Source organism: Phenylobacterium sp. J426 (assembly GCF_024699945.1).
In the GTDB taxonomy this organism is placed as follows: Bacteria; Pseudomonadota; Alphaproteobacteria; order Caulobacterales; family Caulobacteraceae; genus Phenylobacterium.
Genome location: NZ_JAJOMY010000001.1, coordinates 2,451,678 through 2,474,489, shown reverse-complemented (window position 1 = coordinate 2,474,489; position 22,812 = coordinate 2,451,678). Strand labels below are relative to the sequence as shown.

General features: G+C 70.6%; 19 protein-coding genes and 1 pseudogene. 14 read left to right on the top strand and 6 right to left on the bottom strand.

Annotated elements, in window-relative coordinates:
* The first annotated feature begins 53 nt into the window (after positions 1-53).
* The 5 genes from LRS10_RS12980 to LRS10_RS12960 all read left to right on the top strand — a co-directional run bounded on the left by LRS10_RS12980 (position 54) and on the right by LRS10_RS12960 (position 6,727).
* Positions 54-815: an ABC transporter ATP-binding protein gene (locus LRS10_RS12980; protein WP_257837631.1), complete on the top strand. Its 762-nt coding sequence runs from the start codon at positions 54-56 to the stop codon at positions 813-815.
* A complete protein-coding gene (locus tag LRS10_RS12975; RefSeq protein WP_257837630.1) occupies positions 812-2,260 on the top strand; it encodes a DUF3526 domain-containing protein in 1,449 nt (482 codons plus the stop codon). The genes LRS10_RS12980 and LRS10_RS12975 overlap by 4 nt, the downstream gene beginning before the upstream one ends.
* A gap of 810 nt (positions 2,261-3,070) precedes the next feature.
* Positions 3,071-3,631 (top strand): DUF3526 domain-containing protein, encoded by a 561-nt coding sequence (locus tag LRS10_RS12970; RefSeq protein WP_257837629.1) that lies wholly within the window; start codon positions 3,071-3,073, stop codon positions 3,629-3,631.
* A gap of 5 nt (positions 3,632-3,636) precedes the next feature.
* Positions 3,637-5,565: a TonB-dependent receptor domain-containing protein gene (locus tag LRS10_RS12965; protein ID WP_257837628.1), complete on the top strand. Its 1,929-nt coding sequence runs from the start codon at positions 3,637-3,639 to the stop codon at positions 5,563-5,565.
* A 538-nt stretch (positions 5,566-6,103) separates the two neighbouring features.
* Positions 6,104-6,727: a hypothetical protein gene (locus LRS10_RS12960; RefSeq protein ID WP_257837627.1), complete on the top strand. Its 624-nt coding sequence runs from the start codon at positions 6,104-6,106 to the stop codon at positions 6,725-6,727.
* A gap of 328 nt (positions 6,728-7,055) precedes the next feature.
* Here LRS10_RS12960 and LRS10_RS12955 read toward each other — a convergent pair whose 3' ends face one another.
* The gene (locus tag LRS10_RS12955; protein WP_257837626.1) at positions 7,056-7,175 is read right to left on the bottom strand and encodes an excalibur calcium-binding domain-containing protein; all 120 of its coding nucleotides are present in this window, start codon (positions 7,173-7,175) and stop codon (positions 7,056-7,058) included.
* 347 nt (positions 7,176-7,522) lie between these two features.
* On the opposite strand from LRS10_RS12955, the gene LRS10_RS12950 reads away from it, so the two are divergent.
* From LRS10_RS12950 to LRS10_RS12930, 5 genes are all read left to right on the top strand, one after another.
* On the top strand, positions 7,523-7,759 hold the full coding sequence (locus tag LRS10_RS12950) for a hypothetical protein (protein WP_257837625.1): 237 nt from the start codon (positions 7,523-7,525) through the stop codon (positions 7,757-7,759).
* Between the two features lie 122 nt (positions 7,760-7,881).
* Positions 7,882-8,766 carry a hypothetical protein gene (locus LRS10_RS12945; RefSeq protein ID WP_257837624.1) on the top strand — a complete coding sequence of 295 codons (885 nt, stop codon included), beginning with the start codon at positions 7,882-7,884 and terminating at the stop codon, positions 8,764-8,766.
* Positions 8,767-8,865: 99 nt separating this feature from the next.
* Positions 8,866-10,833, top strand: coding sequence for a TonB-dependent siderophore receptor (locus tag LRS10_RS12940; protein WP_257837623.1), 1,968 nt, complete (start codon positions 8,866-8,868; stop codon positions 10,831-10,833).
* 79 nt (positions 10,834-10,912) lie between these two features.
* Positions 10,913-11,335, top strand: a complete 423-nt coding sequence (locus LRS10_RS12935) for a YfiR family protein (protein WP_257837622.1) — start codon at positions 10,913-10,915, stop codon at positions 11,333-11,335.
* Positions 11,336-11,340: 5 nt separating this feature from the next.
* A complete protein-coding gene (locus LRS10_RS12930) occupies positions 11,341-13,152 on the top strand; it encodes an ATP-binding protein (RefSeq protein ID WP_257837621.1) in 1,812 nt (603 codons plus the stop codon).
* On the opposite strand, the gene LRS10_RS12925 is transcribed toward LRS10_RS12930, so the two are convergent.
* Positions 13,149-13,448 carry a PAS domain-containing protein gene (locus LRS10_RS12925; RefSeq protein WP_257837620.1) on the bottom strand — a complete coding sequence of 100 codons (300 nt, stop codon included), beginning with the start codon at positions 13,446-13,448 and terminating at the stop codon, positions 13,149-13,151. The genes LRS10_RS12930 and LRS10_RS12925 overlap by 4 nt on opposite strands.
* A gap of 69 nt (positions 13,449-13,517) precedes the next feature.
* Positions 13,518-13,952 carry a DUF2147 domain-containing protein gene (locus LRS10_RS12920; protein ID WP_257837619.1) on the bottom strand — a complete coding sequence of 145 codons (435 nt, stop codon included), beginning with the start codon at positions 13,950-13,952 and terminating at the stop codon, positions 13,518-13,520.
* Between the two features lie 161 nt (positions 13,953-14,113).
* On the opposite strand from LRS10_RS12920, the gene LRS10_RS12915 reads away from it, so the two are divergent.
* Entirely contained in the window at positions 14,114-16,150 is a 2,037-nt protein-coding gene (locus LRS10_RS12915) for a YgiQ family radical SAM protein (RefSeq protein WP_257837618.1), read from the top strand.
* Here the strand turns inward: LRS10_RS12915 and LRS10_RS12910 are convergent.
* On the bottom strand, positions 16,116-17,303 hold the full coding sequence (locus tag LRS10_RS12910) for an RsmB/NOP family class I SAM-dependent RNA methyltransferase (RefSeq protein WP_257837617.1): 1,188 nt from the start codon (positions 17,301-17,303) through the stop codon (positions 16,116-16,118). The genes LRS10_RS12915 and LRS10_RS12910 overlap by 35 nt on opposite strands.
* 48 nt (positions 17,304-17,351) lie before the next feature.
* Here LRS10_RS12910 and LRS10_RS12905 point away from each other — a divergent pair.
* Positions 17,352-18,107: pseudogene (locus tag LRS10_RS12905) on the top strand (alanine racemase); the annotation flags it as partial.
* Positions 18,108-18,526: 419 nt separating this feature from the next.
* Here LRS10_RS12905 and LRS10_RS12900 read toward each other — a convergent pair.
* Positions 18,527-18,844, bottom strand: a complete 318-nt coding sequence (locus LRS10_RS12900) for a hypothetical protein (RefSeq protein WP_257837615.1) — start codon at positions 18,842-18,844, stop codon at positions 18,527-18,529.
* Between the two features lie 380 nt (positions 18,845-19,224).
* Here LRS10_RS12900 and LRS10_RS12895 point away from each other — a divergent pair, with 380 nt between their 5' ends.
* Both LRS10_RS12895 and LRS10_RS12890 read left to right on the top strand, forming a co-directional pair.
* Positions 19,225-19,458, top strand: a complete 234-nt coding sequence (locus LRS10_RS12895) for a hypothetical protein (protein WP_257837614.1) — start codon at positions 19,225-19,227, stop codon at positions 19,456-19,458.
* Positions 19,459-19,586: 128 nt separating this feature from the next.
* Positions 19,587-22,235, top strand: coding sequence for a TonB-dependent receptor (locus tag LRS10_RS12890; RefSeq protein ID WP_257837613.1), 2,649 nt, complete (start codon positions 19,587-19,589; stop codon positions 22,233-22,235).
* A 94-nt stretch (positions 22,236-22,329) separates the two neighbouring features.
* Here the strand turns inward: LRS10_RS12890 and LRS10_RS12885 are convergent, their stop codons facing one another.
* A complete protein-coding gene (locus tag LRS10_RS12885; protein WP_257837612.1) occupies positions 22,330-22,812 on the bottom strand; it encodes a CinA family protein in 483 nt (160 codons plus the stop codon).

The following is a 22,812-nucleotide window of genomic DNA, read 5'->3' as shown; positions in this document are numbered from 1 at the left end:
CGGTCAATCAGAATGTTACGATATAACATCACATCGCCGCTGCGGCGGCTGGGATGGGTGTCCAGGGAGAGCGGAATGGCTGCGGACGCGGCGCGTATTGTCGTGCGGGATCTGGTCGTGAGGTACGGCGAGCGGCGGGTCCTGGACCGCCTTTCGCTCTCGGTGGCGGCAGGCGAGGTCTACGCCCTGCTGGGGGCAACGGGGCTGGCAAGTCGACCACCCTGCAGGCGCTGCTCGGCTTCCTGAAGCCGCAGTCGGGAGTCGTCCAGGTGGCGGGCCGCGATCCCGCCGCCGAACCTGAGGCCGTGCGCCGCGCCATCGCCTACATCCCCGAGAACGTCGCGCTTTACGAGCACCTCTCCGCCCGGGAGAACGTCCACTACTTTCTGAAACTGGCCGGCGCGCGCCGGACGGCGGCCGACGTCGAGGCCGCGTTCGCGAGCGTGGGTCTTCCGAAGGAGGCCTGGGAGCGCCGAGTTTCCGGCTTCTCCAAGGGCATGCGGCAGAAGACCGCCATCGCGTTGGCGATGCTGCGTCAGGCCTCGATCCTCCTGCTGGACGAACCCACCTCGGGGCTCGACCCCGGCGCGTCGGCCGACTTCAACGATCTGGTCTCCCGACTTCGGACCGAGGGCGCGGCGATCCTGGTGGTCACTCACGACCTGTTCGGCGCCGCCGACGTGGCCGACCGGATCGGCTTTCTGGACCAAGGCCGCATCGTCGAGGAGATGGCGGCCTCAGGCCCCGAGCGCTTCGACATTCGGGCTCTGCATGCCCGCTTCCAGCGGGCGCCGGCCGCGGGCAAGGCGGCATGAGCGCCATCGTCTCCGTCGCGCGCAACGAGCTGCGCCACCTCGTGCGCAGCCGGGTGGCCCTGACCGGCCTGGTGCTGACCGCGCTCCTCACCCTGGCCGCGGCCGTGACCTCCAGCGCATACCAGGCGGACCAGGCCGGCCTGCGCGCGCGTCTGCAGGCCTCGGCCGACACCGAGTTCGAATCCCAGCCGGACCGGCACCCGCACCGCGTGGTGCACTACGGCCACTTCGCGATCCGGCCGGCCAGCGGACTGGCCGCCCTCGATCCCGGCGTCGAGGCCTTCACCGGCAACATGATCTTCCTGGAGGGCCACCGGCAGAACAGCGCCAACTTCGGCGACGCGCGCCAGTCCTCGCTGCTCGTCCGGTTCGGCCAGCTTTCGCCCGCCCTGGTGTTGCAGGTCGTGGTCCCGCTGCTCCTGGTGTTCGTCGGGGCCGCAGCCATAGCGGGCGAGCGCGAGCGCGGCACGCTGCGGCAGGCGCTGCTGGCGGGCGTTCCCGGCCGCAGCATCCTGGCCGGCAAGGCCTTGGCGCTCGGCGTCGCCACCCTGGCGATCGCGGCGCCGGCGATCCTGCTGCTCGTGTGGCTCGCCGTCTCGGGGCCGGCGCGACCCTCGGCCGTGCTGCTGGCGGCGGGCGGCTACGGCGTCTACCTCGGCTTTTGGATCGTGCTGATCGTCGCGGTCTCGGCCCTGGCGGGCCGCAGCCGCACGGCCTTGATGGCCCTGGTCGGCGCGTGGGCCTTCGCCGTGATCCTGATCCCGCGCATCGCCCCCGAGCTGGCCGCCGCCGCCCGGCCGCTGCCGACGCGTATCGAGACGGACATCGCCATCGCCCGCGATCTGCGCGCGATGGGCGACAGCCATGATCCGAACGACCCCTACTTCGCCGCCTTCAAGCAGAAGACCCTCCAGCAGTACGGCGTCAGCCGCGTCGAGGACCTGCCGCTGAACTACCGCGGCCTGCTCGGCATGGAAGGCGAGAAGCTGACATCCGGCCTCTTCAACCGGTACGCCGACCAGGCCTTCGCCGCCATGGGCGACCAGAGCCAGATCATGGACGGCCTGGCCGTCATCAGCCCGACCGTCGCCATCCGCCGCCTCTCGATGACCGCGGCCGAGACCGACCTCGGCGGCTACCAGCGGTTCCTCCGGCAGGCAGAGGCCTATCGCTACGATCTCATCCAGCGGCTCAACTGGCTGCAGGCCACTGCGGTGGACGCCGGCGACGACGCGGCGAAGGGCAGCGACGCCGCCGCCGAGGCGCGCAGCCGGGTGTCCGCCGATCACTGGCGCAACCTGCCTCACTTCAACCCCGATCGCCCGAAGCCGGCGGAGGTGACCCGCAGCGCCCTGCCGGCGCTCGTGGTGCTCGTTCTTTGGTTCGCCGCCGCCGGCCTCCTGGCTGGCGTCGCGGCCCGCCGCCTTACCCGGAGCGCTGCATGACCGATTTCCTTCGTGAAGCGCGGCTGTTCTTCAGCCTGCGCTCGGCTGTTCTCACGATCCTGGGCCTGTTCCTGCTGGCCGCCGCCGGCGTTGGCGCGGGCCTCGCCGAGGTCGTGCGCCAGCAGACGGTGATCGCCCGGATCGGTCCCCAGCAGGCGCAGGACGTTCAGGCCGTCGCCGACTGGGTGTCGCGCGACAAGGATCCCGGGAACGCCGCCTACTACACCTTCCACTCCACCTGGGATGCGCCGTCGGACCTCGCGTTTGCGGCGCTCGGCACGCGCGACGTCGCGCCCTATGTGCTCCGCGTGCGGGCGCTGGGCCTCGAGGCGCAGCTTTATGAGGGCGAGATCGGCAATCCCGAGGCGGCCCTGCCGGGCCGTTTCGACTTCGCCTTCGTGCTGGTCTACTTGGCGCCGCTGTTCGTGATCCTGCTCTTTCACGACCTGCGCTCAGGCGAGCGCGAAGCGGGACGCCTGCGGTCGCTGGAGACCTCGGCAGGCTCGGCGCGCAGGCTGTGGGCCATGCGCATCGCCGTCCGCGAAGCGGCGCTGTTCGGCGCGCTCTCGCTCCCGTTCCTGGTCGGCGCGCTGTTGGCCGGGACGGCGGCCTGGAAGACCGCGTCGGTGCTCGCGCTGATCCTTGCCTATCTCGCCTTCTGGACCGTGGTCTGCCTGGTGGTCGCGCGGGCGACGCGAAGCTCGCTGGCCAACGCCATGACGCTGGCTGCGGCGTGGCTCGTGCTCACCCTGATCGCCCCGGCCGTCCGGGCATGTGGCCATCAACGCGGCGGTTCCGCTGCGCCAAGGCATGGAGCTCAGCCTGCTCCAGCGGACCGCCGTCCACCGCGCCTGGGACATCCCGAAGTCCGAGACGATGGACGCCTTCTTCCGGACCCACCCGGAGTGGGCCGCCACGCCGCCCGTGACCACCCCCTTCCACTGGAAATGGTACTTCGCCTTCCATCAGGTGGGCGATCAGTCCGTCGCCGAACTGGCCCGGGCCTACAAAGCCGGCGTGCTGCGTCGCGCCGAACTCAGCGAGCGGGTTGGTCACGTACTGCCGGGCGTGGGCGTGCAGGTGGCCCTGCACCGCCTGGCCGACACCGATCCACAGGCGCAGATGGCCTATCTCGACCGCATCCGCGGGTTCCACGGCGAGCTCCGCCGCTTCTACTATCCGTACCTGTTCGACGAGCGTCCGTTCGACCGCGCCGACTTCGCCCGCGCGCCGGCCTTCGCACTGCGCGTCGAAGGGGCCACCTGGCCGGGCTCGCTGCTCGCCGGCGTCGTGCTTGTGACGCTGCTGCTGGGCTTGGCAGGCCTGCTGCGGCCGCGCCGGCGGCCGGCCCGGCATCTCGCCACGGCCTGACCCGCATGCCCAGCGTATCGCGTCGGCCCCTCGCGGGCCTAGTCCTCGCCTGGCTATGCGGTCTGCCCGCGGAAGCGCTGGCGCAGCGGGTCAACGACAACGCCGTGGCCGGCGCCGAGGACGCCTTCGGCGCCAGCATCGGCAATGAGCGCGTCGGTCTGTACAGCAGCAATGAGGTGCGGGGGTTCTCGCCGATCATGGCCGGCAACATTCGGCTGGAAGGTCTCTACGTCGACCGGCCGGCCTCGTTCACCGACCGGCTGGTGGAGAGCAACGTGGTGCGGGTCGGCCTCGCCGCGCAGAACTACCTGTTCACGGCGCCCACAGGCGTGGTCGACTTCCGCATCCGACCCGCGGGCGAGCGGCGCGTTCTCAGCGTGGTGGCCGGCTACGGCCCCATGGGCGGAGGCCGGATCGAGGTGGACGGCCAATTTCCGGTCGGCGAGGCGCTCAGCGTGGCGGCCGGAATAGCGGGCTTCGACGACGAGTACGCCAGCGGCTCCGACGCGGTGTTCGGCTCCTATGCCATCGCCGCCCGCTGGCGCCCCGCGGACGACGTCTTGGTCCTGCCGTTCTGGAGTCGAGTCGACGCCTGGGACCGCGAGGCGACGCCGCTCTATGTCGCGGCGCCTGGGACCGTGCCGCCCAAGGTCGCGCGCCGCCGCTACACGGGACCGGACTGGGCCGACTACCGCAACATCGCCACCAACTACGGCGTACTCGGCCGCGCGCCGCTGCCGGGGGGCTTCGACCTGGCGGCAGGCCTGTTCCGCTCGGTGAACGACACGCGCGAGAACCACGCTCACCTGCTGACCGGCGTGCAGCCGGACGGATCGGCCTTCCGCCGCATCAGCCGCGATCCGCGACAGGAGCTGGCGTCCACCAGCGGCGAAATCAGACTCAGCCGCGCCTTCACGGGCGGCGAGTGGGCGCACGCGTTCCACGCCTCGGTGCGCGGCCGCGAGCGTGACAGCCTCTATGGGGGCGGCGCCGCTGTCGACTTCGGCTCCACCAATGTGGCCGCTGTGATGGCCGCCCCGGAGCCACCTTATGTCCTGGGCGCCCGGACCCGCGACGTCGTCGAGCAGTGGACCGGCGGGGTGGCCTACGATGTCCGCTGGCGCGGCCGCGCCTCGCTCCTGCTGGGCTTGCAGCGCACGGACTATCGCAAGACCGTCCGCCGGCCCGGCGCCGCTGAGGCCAGGGTCCACGATCCGGCGTGGCTCTACAACGCCGCCGCGTCCTGGACCGCCACGCCCCGGCTCGCACTCTACGGCAGCCTCGCGCGCGGCCTTGAGGAGAGCGGCGTCGCCCCCGACAGCGCGGCGAACCGGACCCAGGCCTTGCCCGCCATCATCACCGACCAGTGGGACGCCGGCGTCCGCTGGATCCTGCCGCACAACCTGCGTCTCGTCGCCGGCGCCTTCCAGGTGAAAAAACCGTACTTCGCGCCCGATGAGCTCAATGTCTTCCGCGAGATGGGCTCCGTGCGCCACCGAGGGGTCGAGACGAGCCTGACCGGCTCCCCCGTCGCGGGCCTGACGCTGGTCGCCGGCGCCGTCCTGATGCAGCCGCGGGTCACCGGGGATCCGGTGGCGCAGGGCCGCATCGGGCGCGAGCCCGTCGGGCAAACGGAGCGGGTGCTGACCCTCAGCGGAACCTGGGCGCTCCCCCTCGAGGGGCTGTCGCTCACCTTCGCCGCCAACCATCATGGCCGCCGCGTCGCCGATCAGTTGAACCGCGCCTATGTCCCCGCGGCCACGATCTACGACGCAGGCTTCCGCTATCGTTTCGACATCGGCGAGACGCCGGCGTTGCTGCGTCTGCAGGTCACCAACGTCACGAACGCGTTCGACTGGAAGGTCGTGAGCAGCGGGACCTTCGAGGTGAACGCCCCGCGGACAGCCGCCCTGTTCCTGACCCTCGACTTCTAAGCCGCTGAGCAGACGCTCCGAGGGTCCGCTTTCGACCCCTATCGCAAGTTGCTCAGGGCAACCGGGGGGCGTAGCTTGGCCGCTCAAATTTCGGAGGAGCCGCGCCGATGTTCCCGACCTGGGTGTATGTCGCCGTCGCGCTTGCGACTGCTGAGATTGCGTTCGTTCTCGCTCAGTTCGTTGCTGGGGTCGGTGTGATGTTCGTCATAGGAGCGACAACGATGTGGGTCGCATATTCAGCGAGCCGCGCCGCAAGAAGGCGCCGGTAATAGGCGTCCGCTAACCGCCCATAGCGGACCTTCGAAGCGTCGGCGACGGGTCGGTATGAGACTCTCGGAAAGTCTGCTGGTGAGATCGCGTCGATCGGGCATCCTGGCATGGAGCTCAGGGGATCGACATGCGCAGACTGGGTGAGCCAAATCCACGACCGAGACTCATCCGACTTCTCACGAGCGTCACCGGCTTGATGGCCCTCGTGCTCGGGGCGTGCGCTACTCCCGTCCCCGTGTTGGAAGCGCAGGCAGCGAAGGTATGCGACGTGGCGTACGTCTACATCCCCAGCGCCCGCAGCAGCGTGGGACAGGTAGACCTCTCAGGGCGAGGTTGCGCACAAAGCAGCACACCGAAGAGTCATTGCGCCGGGTCATCGCCGGCCTTGGTCTATTGGCGCAAGGAACGCCAACCTGATCTCATAGCCAATACGCCCGCGGACCTGGACAACCTGATCGGGCTGGACGCCGAACGCCAGCTCGATCCTGATCGCACCCTCGCGCTCTACAGCGATGATGATCTTATTTGCTGGGCTGATAGGGGCGACCCTCTCGCCGAATACCTTCGGGCTGCGCGCCTGATCGGCGCCACAAACACCTACCGCATGGATGATCCTGAACGATTGCCGAGGCTCGTCGCCGCCCAACCTCACCTCCGAGCGGCTGCCACGGGACGCCCGTGCATCGGCGGTCTTCCGCGGGCCGCGCGCGCGTTTTTCGGATGCGGCCGCGGCTTGGCAGAGGCGCAGTTCCTCGTCGGCGAATGTCACCTGCCCGACGTGGGCTGTCCCGTCGACATGGATGAGGCCAAGCGCTGGCTGCGCCGGAGCGCCGATCAGGACTTCACGCGCGCAAAGATCACACTGAACTCACTCGAGGATGCGAAGAGATGAGCCTTCTCGGTAGCACGTCGGAAGGTCCGCTCCCCACCCCGACGCCAACGTCCGCTTCCGACCCATTGCGGTCCTCGCGCCGGGAAAGTCTTGCTGGCCAGCGATGAGGGCTCGCCGACCTCAGGACCGCGAGGAAGTTGTCGGGTTCGCGCACCCGCAGGTTCAACACGGCACGATGAGGCGCCCAATCGTCACCGTTACGTTGCTGCCGTTCCAATCGCGCTCTAGCTCGGGGGAAACGACGCGACGCGATGAGGAGCAGGCTGCGGAAGACAAGGCCGCGCTGACGGCTGCTGGACTGACGTGGGAACGTCGAACCCGCGCCGCCCTAGCGGCGACGGCGGTAGGGTTCGCAGGCGATGCCGTCGTTGTCGCCGTCCCACTCGGGCCGGTAGCCGGGTTGGCCGCGGCGGGCGCCGCCGAGGGCGCGAAGCTGTGCGCAGGTCATCCCGTCCCCCGTGGCGGGGCGGACGGGCCGTGAGACGGGACGGACGCGCCGAGGCTCCGGATCGTCCCGCCAGCCCGCGCCGTCGCCGCCCCTCCCTGACGCCGGCGGCGCGCATGGCGTCGCCCAGAGAGCGGCCGTCGACCCGACAGCGGGCGACGATCCGGTCGTAGCTGGTGGGGCCGGCGACACAGGTGGCGCGGCGCCCCATCGCCAGGCCCTCGAGGGTCGACTTCGCCGCAGCGCCTCCCGCCCGCAGTTCCGGTGCGAAGAAGTCCGCCAGCCGCACCTCCACCCAGCCCTCCTCCCCCCTCGGCCACCGCGACACAGAAGGAGTCGCCGTCGATGACGTGGACGACGGGACCTTCGAAGGCGGCGCCCGCGCCGAGGCCGGCCGGACGCCAGCCTTCGTCAGTCACAGCGCGGCAGGGGTCGGCGGCGGCGGCCGTAGCCGCCAGCAGGCCGAGGCTCAGAGTCCCGGCCATGACCAGGACGTGCAGGATCTTCATCAGCGGCGCTCCGCGACGGCGGCGGCCGAAGGTCCGCCGGAGGGCGGCGCCGGCTGCCGTCCGACGTGGGCGCGCTAATCGACGGTGAGGCTTGGAGGTTGCGTGAGGCCAGAATGTTCTTTGTTTGTTCTTGACATTCCGCCTCGCCTGAGCCACTCTACGACTGGGCGGACTGCGCCTGATTTCTGGATCTTTCGGCCATGGATGGCGGCGGCGACAGGCCGGCGCGGGGCGCCGCCTTGGGCGCGGCTCTCGGGTCTTCCGAGGGCTCGCTCCCGGGCGAGGCTGCGCCGCGGCGGGAGAGCGTGTTCTTCTCGGACGAGCTGGGGCGCGAGATCGTGGCCCGGGTGGCGGCGGGGGAGACCTTGAGCGCGCTGAGCCGGACGCCCGGGATGCCGAGCGGGCCGTCGATCCGGGTATGGCGCTATGCGCATCCCGAGTTCGGGGCGGCGCTGACGGCGGCGCAGCGGCGGGCGCGGCTCGCCCGGCGGCGGCTGGACGTGGCGCGCGCCCACGCGCTCGCCGCCGAGCGGATGATCCGGCCGCGGCGCTATTCGGCGGCGCGGGAAGCGGAGACGGAGACGGGCGGCGGCTATGGGCCCGAGGTGCGGGCGCAGATCTGCTTCGGGCTGGCGAACGGCGAAAGCCTGATCTCGATCCTGCGCGATCCGGGGATGCCGGCGCCGGCGACGGTGTACAAGTGGCTGCGGCAGGAGCCGGACTTCGCCGACGACTATGCGCAGGCGCGCCAGTTCCATGCGGACTACCTGTTCGACGAAGCTCGCGAGGTGGCGCTGTCGGCCGACCGGGACAATGTTTGGGCCAGGCGCCTGCACTTCGACGTCATCCGCTGGCAGGCGGCGCGGGGCGCGCCCACCAAGTATTGCGAGCGGCTGGTGGCGCAGAACATGGTCGAGGAGATGGAGGAGAAGACGCGCCCCTTCGTGGTGATCACCCGGCGGTTCACCGACCCGCAGGACGAGACGCCCGAGGCGGCGCAGGCGATCCGGCGGGGCATCGTGGTGTCGAGCGACAGCCCGGCCTACCCGGTGGGCATGGTGATGCCGGAGGGATGGAGCGGCTGAGCGGCGCCCCACCCGCGCGGGAAAAGCCGGGGGATCCGACATGATGACCGGATGTGCTAAGCGCAGCCTTCGAGCCGGGGGGCTTGGAACGAGGGGTTGATGGGCTCTCCTGGTCTGGCCGCGCGCGACGCGGCCCCTGGCCTCGCCGTGTCTGTCCGCGCCGCCCTGGCGCTCGGCGCCGTCATGGCGGTTTGCGTGGCAGGATCGGCGGCCGCCGGCGAGGCGGAAGACGCAGCCACGGCGCGGCAGGCGAGCGACCTGGCGGAGCTGAGCCTCGACGAACTGGCGCAGATCCGGGTGACGTCGGTGTCGCGGCGGGCGGAGGGGCTGAACACCGCCGCCTCGTCCATCTATGTCATCACGCCCGACGCCGTCAGGCAGGCCGGGGCCCAGACGCTGCCCGAGGCGCTGCGGCTGGCTCCCAACCTGGAAGTGATGCGCATCGACGCGCTGGACTATTCGATCACGGCGCGCGGCTTTGCGGGGTTCGAGTCGGCCAACAAGCTGCTGGTGCTGATGGACGGCCGCAGCCTCTACACGCCGCTGTTCTCGGGGGTCGACTGGGACCAGCACCACCTGGTGCTGGACGACCTGGAGCGGATCGAGGTGATCAGCGGGCCGGCCGGGACGCTGTGGGGCGCGAACGCCGTGAACGGGGTGGTCAGCGTGACCACCCGCAGCGCCTTCGAGACCCGCGGCCTGCTGGCGGCGGGCACGGTGGGCACGCTGGACAGCGACGTGCGGGTGCGGCTCGGCGGCGCGCTTGGCGAGGCCGGCGCCGGGCGGATCTACGCCACCGCCTTCAAGCGGGGCGACCTGGAGCTCGCGGACGGATCCGACGCGCAGGACGGCTGGGACGGCTGGCAGGCGGGGTTCCGCACCGACTGGCTGCTGGGCGACCAGAGCCTGACCCTGCAGGGCGACGTGCAGGACGCGACCATCGACCAGAGCCTGGGCTTCGACGGCGGCTATGTGCGGGGCGGCAATGTGCTGGGCCGCTGGCGGGGGCCGGCGCTGGGCGGGGAGTTCGAGGTCCAGGCCTACTACGACCAGATCGAGCGTCAGGCGCGCGGCCTCCACGACGAGCTCCGGGTATGGGACGTGGAGGCGCAGCACGCCTTCAGCCTGGGGGCGCACGCCATCGTCGTGGGCGCGGGCTACCGGATCACCAAGGACGAGTTCCGCACCCTGGCCGAGCCGCAGCTCCTGTCGCCGCCGCGCCGCCGCGTCGATATCGGCAACGTCTTCATCCAGGACCATATCGCGCTGGGCGACGCCGTGGACCTCACGGTGGGCGTCAAGCTGGAGACCAACGACTACACCCGGGCCGAGTGGATGCCGAGCGCGCGCCTGGGCTGGCGGGTGTCGGACCGGCAGTTCCTGTGGGCGGCGGTGTCGCGGGCGATCCGCAACCCCTCGCGGATCGAGCGGGACTTCACCATCGCGGGCCTGGTGGAGCCGGGCCAGATGGGCTCGGAGAAGCTGATCGCCTACGAGGCCGGCTATCGCGGACGGCTCACCGAGGCGGCCACGCTGTCGGTGACCGGCTACCTGCACGACTACGACGAACTGCGGACCAACGAGCTGGTGCCCGGACGCAACCCGCCGATCTTCGTGGGCAACACCATGCAGGGCCGGACCTGGGGGCTGGAGGCCTGGACCGACGTGGAGATCGCGCCCTGGTGGCGGGCGAGCCTGGGCGGGGCGGTGCTGCGGAAGGACTTCGAGCTGAAGCCCGGCAGCCGCGACGTGGCGCGGTTCGAGGCGGCCGGGGCGGACCCCGGCTGGTGGCTGAAGGCCAGCTCGACCTTCCGGCTGGGCGAAAGGGTGGACCTGACGGTCGGCGGTCGGCTGTACGACGACGCGCCGCGGCTGACGGCCTCGGGTTATCTGGGCGTCGAGGGCTATGCCGAGGCCAATGTGCGGCTGGCCTGGCGGGTGACGGACGGCCTGGAGTTCGCGGTGGTCGGCCGCGACCTGCTGCACGCGCGGCATGCCGAGGCCACGGAGACCCGCCGCTCGGAGATCCCGCGCAGCGTCTTCCTGAGCCTGCGCTGGACCCACTGATGGCCTCCCGCGCGGCGCGCATCCTGCTGGCCGGCCTGGCGCTCGTCTGGAGCGTGGGGGGCCTGCGCGCGCCCAGCCGATGGACACGGCGGTGAAGGCGGCCTTCATCACCAAGTTCCCGGCCTTCGCCCAGGGCCTGCCGGACGGCGGCGTGCTGAACGTCTGCATCGTGGGCCAGGACGACTTCGGCGCCGCCATCGAGCGGGCGGCGGCGACGCGGGTGGTGGTGCGCCGCCTGCCGGCTGTGACGCCCGCCTCGGGCTGCCACGTGGCCTATGTCACCGGCAGCGCCCGGCAGTCGGTGCGCGAGGCCCTGGCGGCGGTCGCCGGGCATCCGGTGCTGACCATCACCGACGCCGGCGCGGGCGGCACGCGCGGGATGATCCACTTCGTGGTGGCGGGCGAGCGGGTGCGCTTCCACGTCGACACGATCCAGGCCGAGCGCAGCCGGCTGCAGCTCAGCTCGAAACTCCTGGCTCTGGCCCTCTCGGTGCGCCGATGACGATGATGGAATCCGAAGACCTCGGCCGCCTCCGCCGCACCGAGCGCCGGCAGTTCCAGCTGGTGCGGGTCAGCGCCGTGGTGCTGCTGCTTTTGGGCCTGCTGCTGGGCATCGGCCGGGAAGCCGCGTACCGCCTCCAGGCGGCGGAGGCGGCGGAGGTGCAGGCCGACATCCTGGCCGGCGCGATCTCGGCGCCGCTGGCGTTCGAGGACCGGACGACGCTGGTCCAGGCGCTGCGCGCCTTCCAGCGCAATCCCGACATCGCCGAGGCCATCGTCTTCGACATGCGCGGCCAAGCGATCGCGCTCCGGGGCGATTCCCAGCACCTGGTTCCGCCGAGCGAGGCCGGGACTCTACGGCAGGATGGCCGCCTGGTGGTCACCCGACCCGTGGTCGAGGAGGGCGTGCCGTTCGGCTGGGTGCGGCTGGTCACGACCCGCGATCCGCTGCCGGAAATCCTCGGTCGCTACCTGGCTCTCGGGCTGATGACCCTCATCGCGGCCTTGCTGCTGTGGTTCGCCAGCCGGATGGCGATCCGGCTGGAGCAGCGCGCAGGGCAGCTCGAGGCGGCGAACGCTCGGCTGCGCGAGGAGATGGCCCAGCGGGCGCGCGCCGAGGAGGCGCTGCGGCAGAGCCAGAAGATGGAGGCGCTGGGCCAGCTGACCGGCGGCGTGGCGCACGATTTCAACAATCTGCTCACCGTCATCATGGGCGGGCTGGAGACCATCGGCCGGCAGCTCTCCAAGCTGCCCGGCGGCGCCGAGAGCGCCCGCGTGCTGCGCGCGCGCGACATGGCCCTGCACGGCGCCGAGCGCGCCGCCACCCTCACCCAGCGCCTGCTGGCCTTCTCGCGCCGCCAGCCGCTGCAGCCGCAGACCCTCGACCCCAACCGGCTGGTGCAGGGGCTGGGCGAGCTGCTGCGCCGCAGCCTGGGCGAGACCATCGACCTGGAGACGGTGCTGAGCGCCGGCGTGTGGCGGATCCAGGCCGACGCCGTGCAGCTGGAGAACGCCATGCTGAACCTGGCGGTGAACGCGCGCGACGCGATGCCCGAGGGGGGCCGGCTGACCATCGAAACGGCGAATACGGCGCTGGACGAGGCCTATGCGGACTCGGTGCCGGAAGGGCTCGCGCCCGGCCAGTACGTGATGATCGCCGTCACCGACACGGGGGCCGGCATGCCGCGCGAGATCCTCAAGCAGGTGTTCGAGCCCTTCTTCACCACCAAGGAGGTGGGCAAGGGCACCGGCCTCGGCCTAAGCCAGGTCTACGGTTTCGTGCGCCAGTCGCACGGGCACGTGGCGATCTACAGCGAGGTCGGCGTCGGGACGACCATCAAGATCTACCTGCCCCGCCACGTGGGCGAGGAGGCCGAGCCGGAGCCGTCCCGGGCGGTCGGCGTCGATCTCCTGGTGGGCGACGAACGCATCCTGCTGGTCGAGGACCACGACGACCTGCGAAGCTATTCCGCCGGCATCCTGCGGGAGCTCGGCTACGAGGTCTGCGAAGCCCGCGACGGGGAAGCCGCCCTCGCCTGCCTGGACAAAGGCTTCCGCCCCGATCTGCTGTTCACGGACGTGGTGCTTCCGGGCGGCTACAACGGCCGACAGATCGCCGAGGCCGTCGCCGCGCGCGGCATCGCAGTCCCGGTGCTGTTCACCACCGGGTACACGCGCAACGCCATCGTGCACAACGGACGCCTCGACCCCGGCGTGGACCTCATCACCAAGCCGTTCACGTTCGAGCAGCTGGCGGAGAAGGTGCGCCGGATCCTGGACCGCCCGTCTCCGGCGCAGGCCGGTCCGGAGACGCCCTAATCGGCGAGTGAGAAGGCGACCTGGAGGGTCCCGCCGACCGGAAAGATCTCGACCTCGAGCTCGCGGGCCAGCGGTACGGACCAGAGACGCCCCTTCTGCGGCGTCAGGGACTGAAGCGCCTGCTGCAGCATCCGGTGGAGCGGCGCGCCCTCGGCCTCGGGATAGACCTCGAGATAGGTGCGACCGATCAGGTCGTCCCGCGTCTTCTTCAGCACCGTCAGCATCGTCTCGTTGATCGAGAGAAAGCGCAGGTCCCGGTCGACGGTGCAGTAGGCGGGTCTATCGCTGAGCGGCATGAGGCCGCGGCATCTAGCAGGTCCGGCGACGGAGGTCTCGGAGGATGTGACCAGGCCAACGCCGCCCGATCAGGTGATCTTGGTCCAGATCTGGCTCTTGCAGAGCAGGCCGCCGATCACGCAGCCCTTGGCGCGGAGGCGCCTGTCGTCCACCGGCTCGGCGATGCCGGTGAAGTTTCGGTTCAGTTCCGGTACGAAGACCCGGCCGCGCCAGACGCCGCGGCGCTCGTCCAGCTCGAGGTTCTTGAGCACCTGGGTGCCCACCAGGCTGTCGGTGCCGGCCTCGCGCGCCTTGGCCTGGGCCTTGGCCGAGGCCCAGACGACGGTGCCGCACGCTGCGGCGCCGCACGGCCGGATCTCGACGCGCACGTTGTCCTTGGGATTGCGCCAGACGCCGAAGGCGTCGCCCGTCTCCGGCTGAGCCTGGGCGACCTGTGGCGCGGACGCGGCCGCCATGAAGAACGCCGCTGCGGCCGCGGCGGCGGTGACAACTCGACGATGCATGGAACCGATCTAGGCCAAGCCGTGCGCCGCGCAAGATGCTGCGGCGCCGCATCCTCGCGAGTGTGCGCCGGAGGCCACACTCGCAATCGCCGTTCGACAAGGCCCTGCGGCGCGGGGTTCGGTTGAAGTTTGGGCCGCGCGCGCCTATTCCCTGAGGCGCCATGGATATCGAGGCCTATACCGAAACGCCCTTGATTTCCGGGGCTTGCCACGTCGCGCGGACCGGCTCGCGCGCCGCGCCGTTCCTGCCGATGAGCCGCGCAGAGATGGATGCGCTGGGGTGGGACGCCTGCGACATCGTGCTCGTCACCGGCGACGCCTATGTCGACCACCCGAGCTTCGGCATGGCGATCATCGGGCGGCTGTTGGAGGCGCAGGGCTACCGCGTCGGGATCATCAGCCAGCCGGACTGGCAGTCGGCCGAGGCGTTCAAGGCGCTGGGGCGCCCACGCCTGTTCTTCGGCGTGACCGGCGGCAACATGGACTCGATGGTCAACCGTTACACGGCCGACCGCCGGATCCGCAGCGACGACGCCTATACGCCCGGGGGCGAAGGCGGCCGGCGGCCCGATCGTTGCACCCTGGTCTATTCGCAGCGGTGCCGGGAAGCGTTCAAGGACGTCCCCATCATCCTGGGCGGGATCGAAGCCTCGCTGCGCCGGATCGCCCACTTCGACTACTGGTCGGAAAAGGTGCGCCGCTCGGTGCTGGCCGACGCCAAGGCGGACCTCCTGTTGTACGGCAACGCCGAGCGGGCGGTGGTCGAGGTGGCGAACCGGATCGCGGCCGGCGAGAACCCGCGGGAGCTGACCGACGTGCGCGGCGTGGCGCTGTGGCGGCGCGTCCCCGGGGACTATGTCGAACTGCCCGCCGACGATCTGGACAGCGCAGAGGAAGGCGCCGCGCGCAAGCCGGGCAAGGTGGTGATCCGCCTGCCCTCCTACGAGCAGGTGGAAAAGGATTCAGAAGCCTACGCGCGGGCGAGCCGCGTGCTGCATCGGGAGAGCAACCCCGGCAATGCCAGGCCCCTGGTGCAGCGGCACGGCGACCGCGACCTGTGGGTGAACCCGCCGCCCATCCCGCTGACTACCGAGGAGATGGACAGCGTCTACGACCTTCCCTACGCGCGGGCGCCGCATCCCAGCTACGGCGACGCCAAGATCCCCGCGTGGGAGATGATCCGTTTCTCGGTGACGATCATGCGGGGCTGCTTCGGCGGCTGCACGTTCTGTTCGATCACCGAGCACGAGGGGCGGATCATCCAGAGCCGCTCGGAGGCCTCGATCCTGCAGGAGATCGAGCAGATCCGCGACAAGACACCCGGCTTCACGGGCGTTATCTCGGACATCGGCGGGCCGACCGCCAACATGTACCGGATGGCCTGCAAGGACCCCAAGGTGGAGGCCGCCTGCCGACGGCCGAGCTGCGTGTTCCCCGGCATCTGCCCGAACCTGAACACCAGCCACGACGACCTGATCCGCCTCTATCGCAAGGTGCGCGAGGTCCAGGGCGTGAAGAAGGTGCTGGTCGCGTCCGGCGTGCGCTACGATCTCGCGGTGGAGAGCCCGGAATACGTCGAGGAGCTGGTCACCCACCACGTGGGCGGCCTCCTGAAGATCGCGCCCGAGCACACCGAAGAAGGCCCGCTGGCCAAGATGATGAAGCCGGGGATCGGGACCTACGACCGGTTCAAGGCGATGTTCGACGAGGCGGCCAAGAAGGCGGGCAAGAAGTACCACCTGATCCCGTACTTCATCGCCGCGCACCCGGGGACGACGGACGAGGACATGATGAACCTCGCCCTGTGGCTGAAGACGAACAACTTCCGCGCCGACCAGGTGCAGACGTTCCTCCCGTCGCCGATGGCCACGGCGACGGCGATGTACCACTCGGGCGTCAATCCGCTGAAGGGCGTGCGGCGGGGGGCCAGCGAAACGGTCGAGACGGTGAAGGGGCTGAAGCAGCGCCGGCTGCACAAGGCCTTCCTGCGCTACCACGATCCCGAGAACTGGCCGGTGCTGCGCGACGCGCTGCGAGCCATGGGCCGCGCCGACCTGATCGGGCCCAGGCCGGATCAGCTGATCCCGGCCCATCAGCCGCCGGGGACGGGCAAGGCCGGCGGCAAGCCCCAGGGCGGCCCACGCCGTCACCCGGGCACGAAGTTCACGACGAAGGGCGTTCCGATCCGGCGCGTGTGAGCACCGCGGCGAAGAAGCCGTCCGTCCCGTGGCGGGCGGGGGTGAGGGACAGGTAGGCGTCGTGCGCGCTGTCCGCGACGGCTTGCTGCGGCATAAGCTGGAAGTCGGGGTGGAGGCTGAGGAAGGTCTCGACCTGAGCCTCGTTCTCTTCCGGGATCAGAGAGCAGGTGGCGTAGACCAGGCGGCCGCCGGGCTTCACCAGGCGGGCGGCGCTGTCGAGGATCTCGCGCTGGAGCGGCGGCAGGGTCTCAAACCCGTCTGAACGCCAGCGGGCGTCGGGATTGCGCCGCCACGTGCCCGTGCCGCTGCAGGGGGCGTCGACGAGGACGCGATCGAAGCCGCCCTTGTGGCGCTTCACCCACTTGTCGCGCTCGCTGGAGAGCAGGCGCGTCTGGATGTTGTGGAGCCCGGCGTTTCGGAACCGCTGGGCGGCGCGCTTGAGGCGGCCCTCGGAGACGTCGCAGGCGACCACCAGGCCCTTGTTCTGCATCTGGCTGGCGAGCGCCAGGGTCTTACCGCCGGCCCCGGCGCAGAAGTCGACGACGCGCTCGCCGGGCTGGGCGTCGACCAGGCCCGCCACCAGTTGGGAGCCTTCATCCTGGATCTCGGCCGCACCGTTCTTCAGCATCGGCAGGCGGGCCAGCGACATGCGTTCGAGGATGCGGACACCGTAGGGTGCGCGTGCCGCCGGCTCGGCGGGCAGGCGCAGGCGGCGGAGGTCGGCGAGCACCGCCTCGCGGGTGGCCTTCAGCGGATTGACCCGCAGGTCGAGCGGCGGGGGCATGAGCATGGCCGCCATCTCGGCGGCGAAGGCGTCGCCGAAGCGGGCGCGGAGCGGCGCGACCGCCCAGGGAGGGCACTCGCCGCGCACGTCGTCGGGCATGTCGGGATGGTCGATGGCGCCGCCGGCCAGGAAGAGCTGGAGGCGGTCGCGCGCGGTGGCCGGGCGCCCACGGCGATCCAGCAGCCAGGTCAGGCGGGCGTGGTGACGGAGCACGTCATAGGCCAGCTCGGCGACCTCGCCGCGGTCGGCGTCGCTGAGGTCACGACGGCTCCGGAAGAAGCCCGAGATCACCGCATCGGCCGGGCGCGGGTCGCGCGCGATCTCCTCCAACAGCTGGAGGGCGGCGTCGTTTCGATCGGTGGCCTTCACGGGCTGGCGACTAGACGGCTTCCGATTGTGCGTCCATCCCATGGTCTCATGGATTCCGAACGGCCCCACCTGAAAGCCGCCCTGGCCCTGCTCGGCCGGCCTGGCTCGCGGCAGGCGATCGCCACGCCGGCCGCCGTCCTCGACCTCGACGCCTTCGAGGCCAATGTGGCGCTGATGGCGGAGCGGGCGAAGGGGGCCGGCCTGGCGCTTCGGCCGCACTCGAAGTCGCACAAGTGCGCGTGGGTGGCGCGCCGGCAGATCGCGGCGGGCGCGGTGGGCGTCTGCTGCGCGAAGCTGGCGGAGGCCGAGGCGCTGGCGGCGGCCGGGATCGACGGCATCCTGATCACCTCCCCCATCGCCGGCCCAGGCCCGGCTGCGCGGGCGGCGGCGCTGGCGGCGCGGCTCTCCGACTTCCGCATCGTGCTCGACCATCCCGATGCGGCGGCCGAACTGGGGGCGGCGGCGACCTCGCCGATCCAGGTGCTGATCGACGTGGACGTGGGGCTCGGGCGCACCGGGGTGTCGGGACCGAGCCAGGCGCTGGCGACCGCCAACGCCGTCGCCGCCCAGCCGAAGCTGAGCCTGGTCGGGCTGCAGGGCTACGGCGGCCACTGGCAGCACATGCCCGGCGCCGGCGCGCGGGCCGTCGCCGTCGCGGAGGGCATGGAACGGCTGAAGGCCTGCCGCGCCGCCCTGTCGGAGGCCGGGTTCGACATCGAGGTCGTCACCGGCGGCGGCACCGGCACGTTCTCCACCGACGCGGCGCTTGGCGTGCTGACCGAGGTGCAGCCCGGATCCTACGCCTTCATGGACCGCGAGTACCGCGAGGCGCTGGGTGAGGACCCGGACGGCGCGTTCGCCCAGAGCCTGTCGATCGAGGCTGCGGTGATCAGCGCCAACCATCCCCAGTGGGTGACGGTGGACGCGGGGCTCAAGGCCTTCTCCACCGACGGCCCCCCTGCCCCAGCCGCTGACCGCGAAATTCGAGGGCTGCAGCTACCGCTTCTTCGGCGACGAGCATGGGCGGGTAATGCGGCCCGAGGCGGAGGTGCGCCGCGGCGAACGCATCGCCTTTGCTCCTGGCCACATCGATCCGACGTTGGACCGGTACGACGTGCTGCACCTCGTCCGGGGCGACGTGCTGGAAGCCGTCGTCCCGATCGAGGCGCGGGGGGGCGTCACAGTAGACGCACGGCGGTCAGCACGTAGCGGTCAGGTGCTCGTCATTTCGCGGGCCGGATTTCGAAGGGCATGCGGAACTGGAATGGCATGCGGACCAGCGCGCCCGCCGTCGGCAGCCCGTCCGGGCCGACTGGAAGCAGCCGAATCTCCTTGGCGATCTTGAGCGCGAGCGCCGCCGAGCCGCCGCCCTCCGGCGCTTCGCGCGCGACCTGACAGTCGGAGAGCCGCCCCTTGTCGGTGATGATGCAGTGAAGGGTGGCGGCGCCGTCCGCCCGGATCTTCACGCCGGCACGGCGCTGAGCTTCGAGCATTGCGAGACCGGCCGGGCGATCAAACGGCGGATTGGTGACCACCCGCATCCAGCGCGCGCCATTCAAATGGATCTGCAGGGTTAGCGGACCAGCGGGCGCGGGCGTCTTACGGCCTTCGAGCACTCCGGCGGCGACTTCATCCGCGCGCTCAGGCGGCTCTCGCGCCGACCGGCATCCTGTGAGGACGCCGCCCGCGTCCGCCTGACAGACAACTATCCCGTCCGCGGGGACCGCCGCCGCAGCGAACCCCGACGGCAGCTCGCCGGCGTTGACGAAGGCGGCTGCCTGCAAGGTCGCGGCGGCAGCAATAGCAAAGCTCATGACGGCTCCCCGGCGCCGTTCGATCCTTGACGGGAAAGGCCTTCGAGTCCATCGGCGTGCGTTGCATATGCCTTGACCGACTCTGGCGGGCGGCTTCCCTTCTTCGCATGAGCAGCGACCCCGATCGTGATCTCCGTGTCCGCCTAGCCGCCCACGAGGTGCTGTTGCGGCGGCTGATCGGAGAGCTGGAGATCGAGCTGCCGGGGACGATCGACAACCTGGCCGGGCCCTACGAGACGGCCCAGCGTCCGGACGAGGCGCTCCAGGCCTTCGTCGCCGAGGTGGACGACCACGTGAGCCTGATCCTGTCCAAGGTGCGGGCGGACCTGCGCGAGGGCTAGGCGCCCCGTGCCGCCGGGTCACGAAGCTTTGCCATAACCGTCAAGGGGCCGTCATGCGGCCCGCTTAACCGCGCCTCCAACCGCCGGACCAAACGGGGGATCCCCGGCTGATTTGGAGAGCTGACAGCATGTATCGTTCGAGGAAGGCGCTCTTCGCGGGCGCCGCCGCCGCCGTCTTGTCCGCGTTCGCCGCCGGGGCCCAGGCCCAGGACGTCGACGAGGTGGTCGTCACCGGCTTCCGCGGCTCATTGGTCGCCGCGCGCGAGGCCAAGCGCGAGGCCGAGATCGCCTCGGACGTGATCGTCGCCGAGGACATGGCGAAGTTCCCCGACCTGAACCTGGCGGAATCGCTGCAGCGCCTGCCGGGCGTGGCCATCAACCGCGAGGGCGGCGAAGGCCGGCGCGTCAGCCTTCGGGGCCTGGGCCCCGACTTCACCCGCGTGCAGCTGAACGGCATGGAGGTGCTGGGCAACGTCGACAGCCCCATGGACAGCCGCGGCCAGACCTCGCGCGACCGCGCCTTCGACTTCAACGTCTTCGCCTCCGAGCTCTTCACCAAGGTCGAGGTGCGCAAGTCGTTCTCGGCCGAGCAGGACGAGGGCGGCATGGCCGGCACCGTCGGCCTGTTCACCGCCAAGCCGTTCAACTACGGCGGCACGCGCGCGGCGCTGTCGATCCAGGGCGGCACCAACTCGGCCACCGAGGACTTCCAGCCGCGCCTGGCCGGGATGCTGAGCCACAACTGGGACGACAAGTTCGGCATCCTGGTCTCGGCCGCCTGGTCGAAACGGGAGACCGAGGAGCAGGGCTACAACACCTATGCGGCGAGCCCGATCGGGTCGGGCGCGACCGACCTGTCGGCGCTGTCGGCCGAGGATCGCGCCAAGGTGCAGTCGGGCACGCTGGTCTTCCAGCGCGGGAACCGCCTGTCGGTCTGGGGCTCGGACCAGGAGCGGCTGGGCCTGACCGCCGCCGTGCAGTGGCGCCCGGTCGAGACCCTGACCTTCACGTTGGATGGCCTCTACGGCGAGTTCACCAACGACCGCGACGAACGGCATCTGGCGACGCGGGCCTCGCAGAACTCGACGATCCTGGGCGGCAGCGTCCCGCACTCGGGCGTCACCAGCCCGCCGCCGCGGCTGCTCGCGGTGCGTTGGGACGCGTACAACTCGGTGCTGTACGCCGATGTCGACAACACGGTCTTTGCGACGGAGACCCGGCGCCAGGAGGCCAAGAACACCTTCCAGCAGGTGGTGCTGACCGGCGAATGGGACCTGGAGCGCCTGAAGGTCCAGGGGCACCTGGGCCACGAACAGTCGGACTACGACATCCCGATCTCGGACAAGTTCTACACCGAGGCCTTCGGAGGACTGGTCACCGACTATGCGGCCGACGGGCGCAGCGCGCGCAACACCTACAAGTGGAACACCGCCGATCCGAACAGCTATCGCGCGCACGAGATCGACTTCTCGGCCACCTACCAGAAGACCCGGCTGGACAATGCCGAACTGAACGTCGCCTATGCGTTCAGCGAGGCGCTGACGCTGAAGGCCGGCGGCTCGTTCCGCGGCTTCCGCAACTCGGGCTATTCGCAGGCCACGGACGACCTGCTGAAGACGCCGTGGGAACGCGGCACGCTCGATGACCGCGTGAACGACTACTACACGATCTTCGACAAGCACGACGACCAGTCGTGGGTGACCGTCGACTGGGACAAGGCGCTGGCCAAGTACGGGGTGACCCGTTTCCTGGGCGCGCCGCGCTCGATCTACTCGGTCGAGGAGGACACCACCGCCGGCTACGCCCAGCTGGACTGGCGGGCCGAGGTCGGCGGGATGACCCTGCGCGGCAATGTGGGCGCGCGGGCCTACGAGACCGAGCTGACCTCGTCCGGGGTCGTGAGCGCGGGGCCGGTGACGGTGAGCAACACCTATTCCGGCGTGCTGCCGGCGTTCAACGCGGTGCTGGAGGTGACGCCGGAGCTGCAGGTGCGGGTCGCCGCCGCCCAGAACATCAACCGGCCGTCGCTGACGGCCTACGCCATGAACGGCACGGTGAGCCGGGACGCCAACTCCGGCTTCGTCACCGTCAACGTCGGCAACCCCGAGCTCGACCCCTACACCTCGGATGAGTTCGACGCGGCGGCCGAGTGGTATTTCGGCGGCGTGGGCATGCTGGCGGCCGGCGTCTTCCACAAGAAGATCGACGGCTTCGTGGTGAGCGAGCGGGTGACGAACGTGCCCTATTCGACCACCGGCCTGCCAGACAACCTGATCGCCGGCGTCACCGGCTCGACCAACGTCAACGAGTTCACCCGGCCGGTGAACCTGAACGACGCGGAGCTGACGGGCGTCGAGCTGAGCCTCCAGACCGACTTCTTCTTCCTGCCGGGCTTCATGAGCGACATGGGCGTTGTGGCCAACGCCACGTTCATCGACTCGAAGACCACCTACCCCAACGGCCAGACGGGGCCGATCTGGGGGATGAGCGACACCACCTACAACGTCACCCTCTACTACGAGACCTCGAAGTGGGGCGTGCGGGTGTCGTCGAACTACCGCTCGGACTATCCGATCGACCAGGGGGGCTTCCGCTCGACGACCTATGTCGACGCCGCGGCCTTCTACCAGCTGACCGACAAGATCCGGCTGACGGTGGACGGCATCAACCTGACCGACGAGCGGGAGATCCAGTACAACGGGCTGCAGGCCAAGCGCCTGTGGAACGAGACCTCCAGCGGCCGGACGGTGTTCGTCGGGGCGAACGTGCAGTTCTAGGTTCCACAAAACCTGGCATCCGGGAAACCCTCGGGCCGGCCATCCGGCCGGGCCGGGGGACTGCGGCCCGGATGACGTGGCGTTGTGGGGAAGCTCAGGCGTCCAGCGCCCGCTTCAGCAGCTGGAGCGCGGCGGCGGCGAAGGCGTGCATGTTGGCGGACCGGTCGGCTTCGCCGGTCTCGAGGGTGACGACCGCCTCGACGGGTCCTGCCACCGCCAGGCAGGTGTGACCGGCGGCGTCGCCGTAGGGATTGCCGGTGGGGCCGGCGGCGCCGGTTTCCGACACCGCCCAGGTGGCGCCGAAGCGTTCGCGGGCGGTGCGGGCCAGCAGCAGGGCGTAGGGCTCGCTGGCCGAACGCATGCCCTCCAGCGCCTCGCGCGGGATGTCCATGAACAGGACGCGGGCCTTGGGCGTGTAGACCACCGCGCCGCCCAGATAGTACTTCGAGGCCCCGGGCACGGCGAGGAGCGCCGCCGAGATCAGGCCGCCGGACGAGCTCTCGGCCACCGCCACCGTATGGCCCAGCTCCTTCAGCCGCTCGCCGACCTCCGCGCCAAGCGCCTCCAATTCCTGCAT